Below are 12500 nucleotides of genomic sequence, written 5' to 3'. Positions count from 1 at the left end.
GTGTGGTTGGGCGCCTGCCGCCCTCGTACGACTTACTACGCCGTAGGTCCCCGCGCCGCACCCGTCCCGCCTCTGAGTGGGGAGAGGGATGGCGCATACAGGAAACCCCGGCGAGAGAGGCCGAAGGCCAATTCATGACCATGACTGATCCGATCGCAGACATGCTTACGCGTCTGCGGAACGCGAACTCGGCGTACCACGACTCCGTGGCGATGCCGCACAGCAAGATCAAGTCGCACATCGCGGAGATCCTCCAGCAGGAGGGCTTCATCACGGGCTGGAAGGTCGAGGACGCCGAGGTCGGCAAGAACCTCGTTCTCGAGCTCAAGTTCGGGCCGAACCGTGAGCGCTCCATCGCGGGCATCAAGCGGATCTCGAAGCCGGGTCTGCGCGTGTACGCGAAGTCCACCAACCTGCCGAAGGTGCTCGGCGGCCTGGGCGTGGCGATCATCTCCACGTCGCACGGTCTGCTCACCGGCCAGCAGGCGGGCAAGAAGGGCGTGGGTGGGGAAGTCCTCGCCTACGTCTGGTAGCGGAAGGGAACGGAGGAAACAGCTATGTCGCGTATTGGCAAGCTCCCCATCACGGTTCCCGCCGGCGTGGACGTCACCATCGATGGCCAGACGGTCCAGGTGAAGGGCCCCAAGGGGTCCCTGAGCCACACCGTTGTCGCGCCGATCGAGATCGCTAAGGGTGAGGACGGCGTGCTCAGCGTCACCCGCCCCAACGACGAGCGTCAGAACAAGGCCCTGCACGGCCTGTCCCGCACGCTGGTGGCGAACATGATCACCGGTGTGACCCAGGGTTACGTGAAGAAGCTCGAGATCAGCGGTGTCGGTTACCGCGTCCTGGCGAAGGGCTCCAACCTGGAGTTCTCGCTCGGCTACAGCCACCCGATCCTGGTCGAGGCGCCCGAGGGCATCTCGTTCAAGGTCGAGTCGCCGACCAAGTTCTCGGTCGAGGGCATCGACAAGCAGAAGGTCGGCGAGGTTGCGGCCAACATCCGCAAGCTGCGCAAGCCTGACCCGTACAAGGCCAAGGGCGTCAAGTACGAAGGCGAAGTCATCCGCCGCAAGGTCGGAAAGGCGGGTAAGTAAGCCATGGCATACGGTGTCAAGATTGCTAAGGGCGACGCTTACAAGCGTGCTGCCATCAAGCGCCGTCACATTCGTATCCGGAAGCACATCTCCGGTACGGCCGAGCGTCCGCGCCTGGTCGTGACGCGCTCCAACCGCAACATCGTCGCCCAGGTGATCGACGACGTTAAGGGTCACACCCTGGCGTCGGCGTCCACCCTGGACGCTTCGATCCGCGGTGGCGAGGGCGACAAGTCGGCGCAGGCCAAGCAGGTCGGCGCCCTGGTCGCCGAGCGTGCCAAGGCCGCCGGCGTCGAGGCTGTCGTGTTCGACCGTGGTGGTAACCAGTACGCCGGGCGCATCGCCGCCCTGGCGGACGCCGCCCGCGAGGCCGGACTCAAGTTCTGAGTCCTGGTTCCGTAGCTAGCGGAAACAGAGAGAGGTAATTCCAATGGCTGGACCCCAGCGCCGCGGTGGCGGTGCCGGTGGCGGCGAGCGGCGGGACCGGAAGGGTCGCGACGGTGGCGCAGCTGCCGCCGAGAAGACCGCGTACGTTGAGCGCGTTGTCGCGATCAACCGCGTCGCCAAGGTTGTGAAGGGTGGTCGTCGCTTCAGCTTCACCGCGCTGGTCGTGGTGGGCGACGGTGACGGCACCGTGGGTGTCGGTTACGGCAAGGCCAAGGAGGTGCCGGCCGCCATCGCCAAGGGTGTGGAGGAGGCCAAGAAGCACTTCTTCAAGGTCCCCCGTATCCAGGGCACCATCCCGCACCCCATCCAGGGTGAGAAGGCCGCGGGCGTCGTCCTGCTCAAGCCTGCTTCCCCCGGTACCGGTGTTATCGCCGGTGGCCCGGTGCGTGCCGTGCTCGAGTGCGCCGGCGTTCACGACATCCTGTCGAAGTCCCTGGGCTCCGACAACGCGATCAACATCGTGCACGCGACCGTGGCGGCCCTCAAGGGCCTGCAGCGTCCCGAGGAGATCGCGGCTCGCCGTGGTCTGCCGCTCGAGGACGTCGCCCCCGCGGCTCTGCTGCGTGCGCGTGCGGGAGCGGGTGCGTAATCATGGCTCAGCTCAAGATCACGCAGACGAAGTCGTACATCGGCAGTAAGCAGAACCACCGCGACACCCTGCGGTCCCTTGGTCTCAAGGGCATCAACACGCAGGTCGTCAAGGAGGATCGTCCCGAGTTCCGCGGCATGGTGCACACCGTCCGCCACCTCGTGACGGTCGAGGAGGTCGACTGATCATGGCGGAGAACAACCCGCTCAAGATCCACAACCTCCGTCCCGCCCCCGGTGCCAAGACCGCGAAGACCCGTGTCGGTCGTGGTGAGGCGTCGAAGGGTAAGACGGCCGGTCGTGGTACCAAGGGCACCAAGGCCCGTTACCAGGTTCCGGAGCGCTTCGAGGGCGGGCAGATGCCCCTCCACATGCGTCTCCCGAAGCTGAAGGGCTTCAAGAACCCGTTCAAGACCGAGTTCCAGGTCGTCAACCTGGACAAGCTCGCTGCCCTCTACCCCGAGGGTGGCGAGGTCACGGTGGCCGACCTGGTCGCCAAGGGCGCCGTTCGCAAGAACAGCCTTGTCAAGGTCCTCGGCCAGGGCGAGATCACCGTGGCGCTGCAGGTGACGGTTGACGCCGTCTCCGGCTCCGCCAAGGAGAAGATCACCGCCGCCGGCGGTACCGTCACCGAGCTCGTCTGAATTTCCCAGGCGTCTCGATGACTTGAGCGATCCCGACCGGGGATGCCCCACAAAAGGGGCATCCCCGGTTGGTCGTTCCAAGGGGGGCACAGTCGCCGGTAGGGTGGCGTGCACTGTTAACTTTCCGCGCGGTCTGTCCTCGCGACAGCACGTGCGGTCTTGCTGTTACGTACTTATCCGTCGGACTCACCACCGTCACCTCTGACGCAGTAGCGCGGGGGTCGCAGGAGGCACCGTGCTCACCGCGTTCGCCCGGGCGTTCAAGACGCCCGACCTGCGCAAGAAGCTGCTCTTCACGCTCGGCATCATCGTGATCTACCGGCTCGGGACGCATATCCCGATTCCCGGTATCGACTACAAGAACGTCCAGACCTGTATCGACGCGGCCAATGCCAACCAGGGCCTGTTCGGTCTGGTCAACATGTTCAGCGGTGGCGCGCTCCTGCAGATCACGATCTTCGCGCTCGGCATCATGCCGTACATCACGGCGAGCATCATCCTGCAGCTCCTGACCGTGGTGATCCCGCGCCTGGAAGCCCTCAAGAAGGAGGGCCAGGCCGGCACGGCCAAGATCACGCAGTACACGCGCTATCTGACCATCGCGCTCGCGATCCTGCAGGGCACCGGCCTCGTCGCCACCGCCCGCACCGGCACCCTGTTCAGCGGCTGCCCGGTCGCCTCGGAGATCGTCCCCGACCAGTCGATCTTCGTCACCATCACCATGGTCGTCACCATGACCGCCGGTACGGCCTGTGTGATGTGGCTCGGTGAGCTCATCACCGACCGCGGCATCGGCAACGGCATGTCGATCCTGATGTTCATCTCGATCGCCGCCACCTTCCCCGCCGCCCTGTGGGGCATCAAGAAGCAGGGTGACCTGGCGGGCGGCTGGATCGAGTTCGGCACCGTCATCCTGGTCGGCCTGTTCATGGTCGGCCTGGTCGTCTTCGTCGAGCAGGCACAGCGCCGCATTCCGGTGCAGTACGCGAAGCGGATGATCGGCCGCCGGTCCTACGGCGGTACGTCGACGTACATCCCGCTGAAGGTCAATCAGGCGGGCATCATCCCTGTGATCTTCGCCTCGTCGCTGCTCTACATTCCCGCGCTCGTCGCCCAGTTCGCGGGTGGCCAGTCCGGGTGGAAGACCTGGATCGAGCAGAACCTGACCAAGGGTGACCACCCGATTTACATCGTCACCTACTTCGTGCTGATCGTGTTCTTCGCCTTCTTCTACGTGGCGATCTCGTTCAACCCGGAGGAAGTCGCGGACAACATGAAGAAGTATGGTGGCTTCATCCCGGGCATCCGGGCTGGCCGCCCGACCGCTGAGTACTTGAGCTACGTACTCAACCGGATCACGTGGCCGGGTTCGCTGTATCTGGGTCTGATCGCTCTTGTGCCAACGATGGCGTTGGTGGGCTTCGGGGCCAACCAGAACTTCCCGTTCGGCGGGACGAGCATCCTGATCATCGTGGGTGTGGGTCTGGAGACCGTGAAGCAGATCGAGAGCCAGCTCCAGCAGCGCAATTACGAAGGGTTCCTCCGCTGATGCGAATCGTCCTCGTCGGGCCGCCCGGTGCCGGCAAGGGAACGCAGGCCGCGTTCCTTGCCAAGAACCTGTCGATCCCGCACATCTCCACGGGCGACCTCTTCAGGGCCAACATCAGCCAGCAGACCGAGCTCGGCAAGCTGGCCAAGTCCTACATGGACGCCGGGAACCTGGTCCCCGACGAGGTCACCATCGGGATGGCCAAGGACCGGATGGAGAAGCCCGACGCGGAGAACGGCTTCCTGCTCGACGGCTTCCCGCGGAACGTGTCGCAGGCCGAGGCGCTCGACGAGATGCTGAAGTCCGAGGGCATGAAGCTGGACGCCGTCCTGGACCTGGAGGTCCCCGAGGACGAGGTCGTCAAGCGCATCGCGGGCCGGCGCATCTGCCGCAAGGACTCCAGCCACGTCTTCCACGTGACGTACAGCCCGCCCAAGGCGGACGGCGTCTGTGACGCCTGCGGCGGTGAGCTGTACCAGCGCGAGGACGACTCGGAGGACACCGTCCGCAAGCGCCTTGAGGTCTACCACACGCAGACCGAGCCGATCATCGACTACTACAAGGCCCAGGGCCTGGTGGTCACGATCTCCGCGCTCGGCAAGGTGGACGAGGTCACGAAGCGCGCGATGTCCGCCCTCAAGGGCGACGAGTAGTCATCAGTACGTCGCTTCGGCCGCGGTGCCCGTCCCGGGCGCCGCGGCCGTAGTGTTGTGTACCCAACGGTTGCAGGAAGACGGAGAGCGGAAGCCCGATGGTGCAGATCAAGACTCCCGAGCAGATCGCCAAGATGCGTGCGGCGGGGCTGGTCGTCGCCGCCATGCACAAGGCGACGCGCGAGGCGGCCGTGCCGGGTGCCACCACGAAGGACCTGGACGACGTGGCCCGCAAGGTGCTCGCCGAGCACGACGCCAAGCCCAACTTCCTCGGCTACGGCGGCTTCCCCGCGACCATCTGCACCTCCAAGAACGAGGTCGTCGTCCACGGCATCCCGAGCGAGGACGTCGTCCTCCAGGACGGCGACATCATCTCCATCGACGCCGGCGCGATCATCGACGGCTGGCACGGTGACGCGGCGTTCACGGCCTTCGTGGGCAGTGGTCACGCTCCGGAGCTGATCGAGCTCTCCCGGGTGACCGAGGAGTCGATGTGGGCCGGGATCGCGGCCATGAAGCAGGGGAACCGGCTCGTCGACATCTCCCGCGCCATCGAGACGTACATCCGCCGCCAGCCCCGCCCGGCCCGCGGCAAGTACGGGATCATCGAGGACTACGGCGGCCACGGCATCGGCACCGAGATGCACATGGACCCGCACCTGCTGAACTACGTGGAGCGCCGCCGCGGCCGCGGCCCCAAGCTGGTCCCCGGCTTCTGCCTGGCCATCGAGCCGATGGTCTCCCTCGGCACCGCGAAGACGGAGGTCCTCGAGGACGACTGGACCGTGATCACGACCGACGGCACCTGGTCCTCGCACTGGGAGCACTCCGTCGCCCTGACGGAGCAGGGGCCGCTGGTCCTCACCGCTCCCGACGGCGGCAAGGCGAAGCTGGCGGAGTACGGGATCACGGCGGCGCCCGATCCGCTGGGCTGACGGGCGCGGGGCCTCGGCCAGCGGCTTGCTTAAGGATCTTCGTAGCCGGGCAGTCATACCCGATTCGTCTTTCCGAGTGCACTGACGTAGACTGACGCGTCGGCTCTCGTGCATTCGCATGTCTGCGTATCGCTTGCGGAGTCGATCAAGGTAGTCGATTCGAAGGGCGAAGCGTGGCCAAGAAGCAAGGTGCCATCGAGATCGAAGGCACTGTCGTCGAGTCTCTTCCGAACGCCATGTTCAAGGTGGAGCTCCAGAACGGCCACCAGGTCCTGGCACACATCAGCGGCAAGATGCGCATGCACTACATCCGCATCCTCCCTGACGACCGGGTCGTGGTGGAGCTGTCTCCGTACGACCTGACGCGTGGCCGGATCGTCTACCGGTACAAGTAGATCTTGCCCGCGCCCCGCTCCGGCGGGGTGATGGCACTGACCCGGAGAACCTCACCAATGAAGGTCAAGCCGAGCGTCAAGAAGATCTGCGACAAGTGCAGGGTGATCCGCCGTCACGGCCGGGTCATGATCATTTGCGACAACCCGCGCCACAAGCAGCGCCAGGGCTGACGCACGTACTGCACTCGCAGATTTTCGCGCGACGCACGTAACAGCACATATGCAGGACCCGTCCCTCTTCAGATCCATTCGCAGGTAATGGAGGGCGACACCCCCGGTCGGAGGCCGGGGACCCGGTTCGTACCAACTCTTTTCGGTGACTGCCCCAGCGGCCTCGGCGAAAAGGGAACGGCGGTCGGGAGCGGTTCTGCTGAAGACCTCCGAGTATCAACAGGAGCCATGAATGGCACGCGTTGAAGGCGTCGACCTCCCGCGCGACAAGCGCATCGAGGTCGCCCTCACCTACGTGTTCGGCATCGGCCGGACGCTGTCCCAGGCGACTCTGGACGCCACTGGTGTCGACCGCAACACCCGCGTTCGCGACCTGTCCGAAGAGGACCTGGTCAAGATCCGCGAGTACGTCGACCAGAACATCAAGACCGAGGGTGACCTCCGTCGCGAGATTCAGGCCGACATCCGCCGCAAGGTCGAGATCGGCTGCTACCAGGGCCTGCGTCACCGCCGTGGCCTGCCCGTCCGCGGTCAGCGCACCAGCACCAACGCCCGCACCCGCAAGGGCCCGCGTCGCGCCATCGCCGGCAAGAAGAAGCCGGGCAAGAAGTAGTCCTCGCTCAGCGGTCTATCGACAGCTGACGCTGCAGGACCGACCACCTCCCGTAGGAGTTATAGATGCCCCCCAAGGGTCGTCAGGGCGCTGCCAAGAAGGTGCGCCGCAAGGAAAAGAAGAACGTCGCTCACGGCCACGCGCACATCAAGAGCACGTTCAACAACACGATCGTCTCGATCACGGACCCCACGGGCAACGTGATCTCCTGGGCCTCCGCCGGCCACGTCGGCTTCAAGGGCTCGCGCAAGTCCACCCCCTTCGCCGCGCAGATGGCCGCCGAGTCGGCCGCGCGTCGTGCGCAGGAGCACGGCATGCGCAAGGTCGACGTCTTCGTCAAGGGTCCCGGCTCCGGCCGTGAGACCGCGATCCGCTCCCTCCAGGCCACGGGCCTCGAGGTCGGTTCGATCCAGGACGTCACCCCCACCCCGCACAACGGCTGCCGTCCGCCCAAGCGCCGCCGCGTCTGACGCACGGCTGCTTGTCTGAGGTTTTCGGGCGGTACGGCTCCTTCGGGCCGTGCCGCCCGTACCCTTGCAGTATCAGTCGGGCATCAAATAGCGGGTGCCCACGACTTGAAGGAAGCACTTCATGCTGATCGCTCAGCGTCCCTCGTTGACCGAAGAGGTCGTCGACGAGTTCCGCTCCCGGTTCGTCATCGAGCCGCTGGAGCCGGGCTTCGGCTACACCCTCGGCAACTCCCTCCGCCGGACTCTTCTGTCCTCGATCCCGGGTGCGGCCGTCACGTCCATCCGGATCGACGGTGTCCTGCACGAGTTCACCACCGTGCCGGGCGTCAAGGAAGACGTCACCGACCTGATCCTCAACATCAAGCAGCTGGTCGTCTCCTCGGAGCACGACGAGCCGGTCGTGATGTACCTGCGCAAGCAGGGCCCGGGTCTGGTCACCGCCGCCGACATCGCGCCCCCGGCCGGTGTCGAGGTGCACAACCCCGACCTCGTCCTCGCCACGCTCAACGGCAAGGGCAAGCTGGAGATGGAGCTGACCGTCGAGCGCGGTCGCGGCTACGTCTCCGCCGTGCAGAACAAGCAGGTCGGCCAGGAGATCGGCCGCATCCCGGTCGACTCCATCTACTCGCCGGTGCTGAAGGTCACGTACAAGGTCGAGGCCACGCGTGTCGAGCAGCGCACCGACTTCGACAAGCTGATCGTCGACGTCGAGACCAAGCAGGCCATGCGGCCGCGCGACGCCATGGCGTCCGCCGGTAAGACGCTGGTCGAGCTGTTCGGTCTGGCCCGCGAGCTCAACATCGACGCCGAGGGCATCGACATGGGTCCGTCCCCGACGGACGCCGCGCTCGCCGCCGATCTCGCCCTGCCGATCGAGGAGCTGGAGCTCACCGTTCGGTCGTACAACTGCCTCAAGCGTGAGGGCATCCACTCCGTGGGTGAGCTCGTCGCCCGCTCCGAGGCGGACCTCCTGGACATTCGCAACTTCGGTGCGAAGTCCATCGACGAGGTCAAGATGAAGCTGAACGGGATGGGTCTGGCCCTCAAGGACAGCCCGCCCGGATTCGACCCGACCGCCGCGGCCGACGCCTTCGGCGCCGATGATGACGCGGACGCCGGGTTCGTCGAGACCGAGCAGTACTAAGAGCTCGGGACTGACGGTTCGTTTTGGCTGCGGGGCCGTTGTGGCTGGTCGCGCAGTTCCCCGCGCCCCTTACGGGGCGCGGGTACCGCTGACCCCGGTACCTGATACGGCCGGGGCAGACACCTAGGAGAAACACCATGCCGAAGCCCACCAAGGGTGCCCGTATGGGCGGCAGTGCCGCGCACCAGAAGCTGATGCTGGCGAACCTCGCCAAGGATCTCTTCGAGCACGGCCGCATCACCACCACCGAGGCCAAGGCCCGTCGTCTGCGTCCCTACGCGGAGCGTCTGGTCACCAAGGCGAAGAAGGGCGACCTTCACAACCGCCGCCAGGTCCTCCAGGTCATCTCGGACAAGAGCGTCGTCCACACGCTCTTCACCGAGATCGGCCCGCGCTACGAGAACCGCCCGGGTGGCTACACCCGCATCACCAAGATCGGTAACCGCCGTGGCGACAACGCGCCCATGGCCGTCATCGAGCTGGTGGAGGCCCTGACCGTGGCCCAGCAGGCCACCGGTGAGGCCGAGGCGGCCACGAAGCGTGCCGTCAAGGAAGACGCCCTGAAGAAGGACGAGGCGCCGGTCGAGGCCGAGGCCAAGTCCGACGAGGCTTCCGCCGAGGAGTCCAAGGACGCCTGAGGCTCTGCCTTGCAGTGAGCGGGTCCGCCCTTCGGGGCGGGCCCGCTTTCGTATGCCTGAGAGGATTGCGGTGTGAGTGAGGAAGTGGAGCCCGGGTTCGTCCGGGTGCGGCTCGATCTGAGCTACGACGGCAAGGACTTCTCCGGCTGGGCCAAGCAGCGCGAGGGGCAGCGGACCGTCCAGGGGGAGATCGAGGACGCGCTGCGTACGGTGACGCGGTCGCGGGAGACGTACGAGCTGACCGTGGCCGGGCGGACCGACAGCGGGGTGCACGCGCGCGGGCAGGTCGCGCACGTCGACCTGCCGGAGAGCGTCTGGGCCGAGCACCGGGAGAAGCTGCTGCGGCGGCTCGCCGGGCGGCTGCCCCACGATGTGCGGATCTGGAAGGTGGCCGAGGCCCCCGCCGGGTTCAATGCGCGGTTCTCGGCGATCTGGCGGCGGTACGTGTACCGCGTCACCGACCACCCCGGCGGCGTCGACCCGCTGCTGCGCGGGCACGTGCTGTGGCACGACTGGACGCTGGACGTCGACGCCATGAACACCGCCGCCGAGGCACTGCTCGGGGAGCACGACTTCGCCGCGTACTGCAAGCGGCGCGAGGGCGCCACGACCATTCGTACGCTGCAGGAACTGCGCTGGGAGCGGCGCCCCGGCGGGATTCTCGAGGCGACCGTGAAGGCGGACGCCTTCTGCCACAACATGGTGCGGTCGCTGGTCGGGGCGATGCTGTTCGTCGGGGACGGGCACCGGCCGCCGGACTGGCCGGGCAAGGTCCTCGCCGCCGGCGTACGGGACTCGGCCGTGCATGTGGTGCGGCCGCACGGGCTGACGCTTGAGGAGGTCGGCTATCCGGCCGACGAGCTGCTCGCGGCGCGGAGCGTGGAGGCGCGCAACAAGCGGACGCTGCCCGGGGTCGCCTCCGGGGCGGCCGGCTGCTGCTGAGCGCGTCCGCCGCGGGCGGGGCTACTCCGGGTTGTTCGCCGCCGCCGACGCCTGGGCCTCGCCGCGGCGGTTGATCTGGTGGAAGGTGAAGCGGGCGAGGTCGTCGCCGACCTCGTACGCGTCGCGGTCCTTCTTGGTGACGTCCTTGCCGTTGAGGAAGCCGGTCGTCGTGAAGTACGCGTAGCGGCCGTACGCGTTGTACGTGCCGCGGCAGACCGTCGTCCGGCAGAACGGGGACACGCCCTTGCCGGGCAGGGACGTGACCAGGCCCTCGTCGGCCTGCTTCTTGGCCCGGGTGGCCTGGGCCTCGGTGTCGAAGACGGCGACGCCGACGGTGACCGCGATGCCCTTGCGGGCGTAGGTGGCGCGCAGCACCTCGGTGCACTTGTTCTTCGTCAGGATGGTGGCCAGAGCCGGCTGGGCGACGGAGGCGCACTTCTTGGTGGCGGCCGTCGCGCCCTTCTTGTAGACGCGCTCCCCGGAGGTCAGCTTCGTGCCCGGGAAGAAGGACTCCGGGCCGAGCGGGGCCTTGTCCTTCTTGGCGCTGGAGATGTAGTCCTTCGGGTCCGGCGGGGGCGGGGGAGTGGTCGCCTCGAAGGACGGCTCGGCGGGGGTGCTGGCGCCCGGGATGTCCGCGCTGGTGGGCAGCTCGCTCGCGGGCTTGTTGGAGGCCGAGGCGTCGTCGCTGTTCGCGGAGACGACACCGATGGCGACGGCCGCCGCGACGCCGATGGTGGCGAGCGCGCCGCCGCCGATCAGCATCCACCTGCGGCGGCGGGCACGTGCCTCGGACGCTTCGGCGAGCGCCGCCCAGTCGGGGGTCTGCGGGCCCCCCGGACCCCACTGGGGTCCCCCTTGCCCAAAGCTCATGGGGCGCATCTTAGACGGGGCCGCGGGGATGTTGAGCCGGGGTTGTGGGGCGATCTCGGCCTAGCCTGACCCGCATGGAATCGGGCAAAGAGGGCTTTTCTTCCGTTTCTGGTGAGGGTGGTCCGGGGGGCGGCTCCGGTGCCGGGGTCGGTGCGGGTGATTCCGGTCTCGCCGGGTGGCTGGTGCGGCCCGCCGGGTGGCAGGCGTGGGCCGTGCTCGGGGTCGTCCTCGGGGCGGCGGCGCTGCGGATCGCGTACCGGGTGCCGGACGGCGGGATGGACAACGCGATCGTGGTGCGGGCGGCCGACGCGTGGCTGGAGGGGCGGTCGCCCTACGCCGACCGGCACTTCCTCTATCTGCCGGGGGCGGTGCTCGCGGCGGTGCCGCAGGCGGTGTTCCCGGAGGCGGCGCGGGTGCTCGTGCCGGTGGGGGTGGTGGCGGCGCTGGCCTGTGGGTGGGCGTGTGCGCTGCGGATCCACGGTGTGGCCCGGCGGAGCCGGTTCGCGGTGCTCGGGCTGCTCGGGCTCGTTCTCGGGTTCGCGCCCTTCGTCCACCTCGTGGAGCTGGGGAACTGGACCGTGGCCTCGGCGGTGGCGCTGCCGGTGGCTCTGCTGTGCGTCTGCCGGGGGCGGTGGGTGGTCGCAGGGGCGGTGATCGGGGCGGCGGTCGCGGTCAAGCCGCTGCTCGTGCCGGTGCTGCTGCTGTTCGTGTTCGCGCGGCAGTGGCGGGCGCTGGGGGTGGCGGTGCTTGTGCCGGTGGTGGTGTCGGTGCTCGCCGCGCTGGTGCTGCCGGATCCCGGGGCGTTCTTCACGCGGACGCTGCCGTTTCTGCTGCGGGGGGAGGATCGGTTCGTGCGGCTGTACGAGGCGTCGCCTGCGGCTGTGCTGCCGCGGCTCGGGGTGCCTGCCGTGGCGGCGTCGCTGGTTTCCGGGGTGGGGGCCGTGGTGGGGGTTTGGTGCGCCTGGCGGCGGTGGCTGGCCCCTGGGCCTTGGGCGGGGGCTCGGGGGGCCGAGGCGGGGCAGGTCGTCGAGACCGCGGCCGCGTTGATGCTGGCCGCGTTCCTGGTGTCCCGGCCTTCGTACGACCACTATCTGCTGGTCGTGCTGCCGCTGCTGCTGGCCGGGGGGCTGGGGGCGGGGTCCGTGGTGCGGGGGGTGTGGTTCTGGGTGGCGCTGGTGCCGCAGGTGCCGGGGTTTGTGTGGGTGGGGGTGGAGGCGCTGCCTCAGCGGGCCTTCAAGGACGCGTTCACGCTCTGCGTGCTTGCGGGGGTGGTGTTCTGGCGGTGCGCCTTTGTCGGGGTCCGGGGGGTTGGTGGCGGGTGGGCGGGCCCTGCCGGGAGGCTCC

18 protein-coding genes are annotated in these 12500 nt (G+C 67.7%); 17 read left to right on the top strand and 1 reads right to left on the bottom strand.

What is annotated here, in order from left to right:
- The first annotated feature begins 134 nt into the window (after positions 1-134).
- The 16 genes from rpsH to truA all read left to right on the top strand — a co-directional run bounded on the left by rpsH (position 135) and on the right by truA (position 10286).
- On the top strand, positions 135-533 hold the full coding sequence (gene rpsH, locus STRAU_RS35185; protein ID WP_030359017.1) for a 30S ribosomal protein S8: 399 nt from the start codon (positions 135-137) through the stop codon (positions 531-533).
- A 24-nt stretch (positions 534-557) separates the two neighbouring features.
- Positions 558-1097, top strand: coding sequence for a 50S ribosomal protein L6 (rplF, locus tag STRAU_RS35180; protein ID WP_037664023.1), 540 nt, complete (start codon positions 558-560; stop codon positions 1095-1097).
- Positions 1098-1100: 3 nt separating this feature from the next.
- Positions 1101-1484, top strand: a complete 384-nt coding sequence (gene rplR, locus STRAU_RS35175) for a 50S ribosomal protein L18 (protein ID WP_037664020.1) — start codon at positions 1101-1103, stop codon at positions 1482-1484.
- A gap of 43 nt (positions 1485-1527) precedes the next feature.
- On the top strand, positions 1528-2133 hold the full coding sequence (rpsE, locus tag STRAU_RS35170) for a 30S ribosomal protein S5 (protein WP_016645168.1): 606 nt from the start codon (positions 1528-1530) through the stop codon (positions 2131-2133).
- Positions 2134-2135: 2 nt separating this feature from the next.
- Positions 2136-2318 (top strand): 50S ribosomal protein L30, encoded by a 183-nt coding sequence (gene rpmD, locus STRAU_RS35165; RefSeq protein WP_005481207.1) that lies wholly within the window; start codon positions 2136-2138, stop codon positions 2316-2318.
- Positions 2319-2320: 2 nt separating this feature from the next.
- Positions 2321-2776: a 50S ribosomal protein L15 gene (gene rplO / locus STRAU_RS35160; RefSeq protein WP_016645167.1), complete on the top strand. Its 456-nt coding sequence runs from the start codon at positions 2321-2323 to the stop codon at positions 2774-2776.
- Positions 2777-3011: 235 nt separating this feature from the next.
- A complete protein-coding gene (gene secY, locus STRAU_RS35155; protein ID WP_016645165.1) occupies positions 3012-4325 on the top strand; it encodes a preprotein translocase subunit SecY in 1314 nt (437 codons plus the stop codon).
- Complete coding sequence (locus STRAU_RS35150) at positions 4325-4978, top strand: adenylate kinase (protein ID WP_016645164.1); 654 nt, start codon at positions 4325-4327, stop codon at positions 4976-4978. The genes secY and STRAU_RS35150 overlap by 1 nt, the downstream gene beginning before the upstream one ends.
- A gap of 98 nt (positions 4979-5076) precedes the next feature.
- Positions 5077-5913, top strand: coding sequence for a type I methionyl aminopeptidase (map, locus tag STRAU_RS35145; protein ID WP_016645163.1), 837 nt, complete (start codon positions 5077-5079; stop codon positions 5911-5913).
- Positions 5914-6086: 173 nt separating this feature from the next.
- Positions 6087-6308, top strand: a complete 222-nt coding sequence (gene infA, locus STRAU_RS35140; protein WP_003948620.1) for a translation initiation factor IF-1 — start codon at positions 6087-6089, stop codon at positions 6306-6308.
- A 57-nt stretch (positions 6309-6365) separates the two neighbouring features.
- Positions 6366-6479, top strand: coding sequence for a 50S ribosomal protein L36 (gene rpmJ / locus STRAU_RS35135; protein ID WP_003948619.1), 114 nt, complete (start codon positions 6366-6368; stop codon positions 6477-6479).
- A gap of 232 nt (positions 6480-6711) precedes the next feature.
- On the top strand, positions 6712-7092 hold the full coding sequence (gene rpsM / locus STRAU_RS35130) for a 30S ribosomal protein S13 (RefSeq protein WP_016645162.1): 381 nt from the start codon (positions 6712-6714) through the stop codon (positions 7090-7092).
- Positions 7093-7157: 65 nt separating this feature from the next.
- A complete protein-coding gene (rpsK, locus tag STRAU_RS35125; protein ID WP_003948617.1) occupies positions 7158-7562 on the top strand; it encodes a 30S ribosomal protein S11 in 405 nt (134 codons plus the stop codon).
- 121 nt (positions 7563-7683) lie between these two features.
- A complete protein-coding gene (locus STRAU_RS35120) occupies positions 7684-8706 on the top strand; it encodes a DNA-directed RNA polymerase subunit alpha (RefSeq protein WP_016645160.1) in 1023 nt (340 codons plus the stop codon).
- 137 nt (positions 8707-8843) lie between these two features.
- Positions 8844-9344, top strand: coding sequence for a 50S ribosomal protein L17 (gene rplQ, locus STRAU_RS35115; protein WP_037664017.1), 501 nt, complete (start codon positions 8844-8846; stop codon positions 9342-9344).
- 72 nt (positions 9345-9416) lie between these two features.
- Positions 9417-10286 carry a tRNA pseudouridine(38-40) synthase TruA gene (gene truA / locus STRAU_RS35110; protein ID WP_037664015.1) on the top strand — a complete coding sequence of 290 codons (870 nt, stop codon included), beginning with the start codon at positions 9417-9419 and terminating at the stop codon, positions 10284-10286.
- A gap of 21 nt (positions 10287-10307) precedes the next feature.
- Here the strand turns inward: truA and STRAU_RS42670 are convergent, their stop codons facing one another.
- On the bottom strand, positions 10308-11156 hold the full coding sequence (locus STRAU_RS42670) for a hypothetical protein (RefSeq protein WP_037664012.1): 849 nt from the start codon (positions 11154-11156) through the stop codon (positions 10308-10310).
- 74 nt (positions 11157-11230) lie between these two features.
- Between STRAU_RS42670 and STRAU_RS35100 the strand changes: the two genes are divergently transcribed.
- Positions 11231-12500, top strand: a 1270-nt coding sequence (locus STRAU_RS35100; protein WP_106968154.1) for a glycosyltransferase 87 family protein, incomplete at its 3' end; no start/stop codon positions are given.

It is taken from the genome of Streptomyces aurantiacus JA 4570 (genome assembly GCF_000414115.1).
Classification (GTDB): Bacteria; Actinomycetota; Actinomycetes; order Streptomycetales; family Streptomycetaceae; genus Streptomyces; species Streptomyces aurantiacus_A.
Note: the sequence above shows the minus strand (reverse complement) of the source record. Positions and strands in the feature narration are given on the sequence as shown.

Excerpts from the sequence above, each read along its gene's own strand:
- rplQ (WP_037664017.1), top strand. The coding sequence starts at position 8,844 with ATGCCGAAGCCCACCAAGGGTGCCCGTATGGGCGGCAGTGCCGCGCAC.
- rplR (WP_037664020.1), top strand. The coding sequence starts at position 1,101 with ATGGCATACGGTGTCAAGATTGCTAAGGGCGACGCTTACAAGCGTGCT.
- STRAU_RS42670 (WP_037664012.1), bottom strand. The coding sequence starts at position 11,156 with ATGAGCTTTGGGCAAGGGGGACCCCAGTGGGGTCCGGGGGGCCCGCAG.
- STRAU_RS35120 (WP_016645160.1), top strand. The coding sequence starts at position 7,684 with ATGCTGATCGCTCAGCGTCCCTCGTTGACCGAAGAGGTCGTCGACGAG.
- rplO (WP_016645167.1), top strand. The coding sequence starts at position 2,321 with ATGGCGGAGAACAACCCGCTCAAGATCCACAACCTCCGTCCCGCCCCC.
- rpsM (WP_016645162.1), top strand. The coding sequence starts at position 6,712 with ATGGCACGCGTTGAAGGCGTCGACCTCCCGCGCGACAAGCGCATCGAG.
- rpmD (WP_005481207.1), top strand. The coding sequence starts at position 2,136 with ATGGCTCAGCTCAAGATCACGCAGACGAAGTCGTACATCGGCAGTAAG.
- rpsE (WP_016645168.1), top strand. The coding sequence starts at position 1,528 with ATGGCTGGACCCCAGCGCCGCGGTGGCGGTGCCGGTGGCGGCGAGCGG.
- rplF (WP_037664023.1), top strand. The coding sequence starts at position 558 with ATGTCGCGTATTGGCAAGCTCCCCATCACGGTTCCCGCCGGCGTGGAC.
- map (WP_016645163.1), top strand. The coding sequence starts at position 5,077 with ATGGTGCAGATCAAGACTCCCGAGCAGATCGCCAAGATGCGTGCGGCG.
- STRAU_RS35150 (WP_016645164.1), top strand. The coding sequence starts at position 4,325 with ATGCGAATCGTCCTCGTCGGGCCGCCCGGTGCCGGCAAGGGAACGCAG.
- rpsH (WP_030359017.1), top strand. The coding sequence starts at position 135 with ATGACCATGACTGATCCGATCGCAGACATGCTTACGCGTCTGCGGAAC.
- rpmJ (WP_003948619.1), top strand. The coding sequence starts at position 6,366 with ATGAAGGTCAAGCCGAGCGTCAAGAAGATCTGCGACAAGTGCAGGGTG.
- rpsK (WP_003948617.1), top strand. The coding sequence starts at position 7,158 with ATGCCCCCCAAGGGTCGTCAGGGCGCTGCCAAGAAGGTGCGCCGCAAG.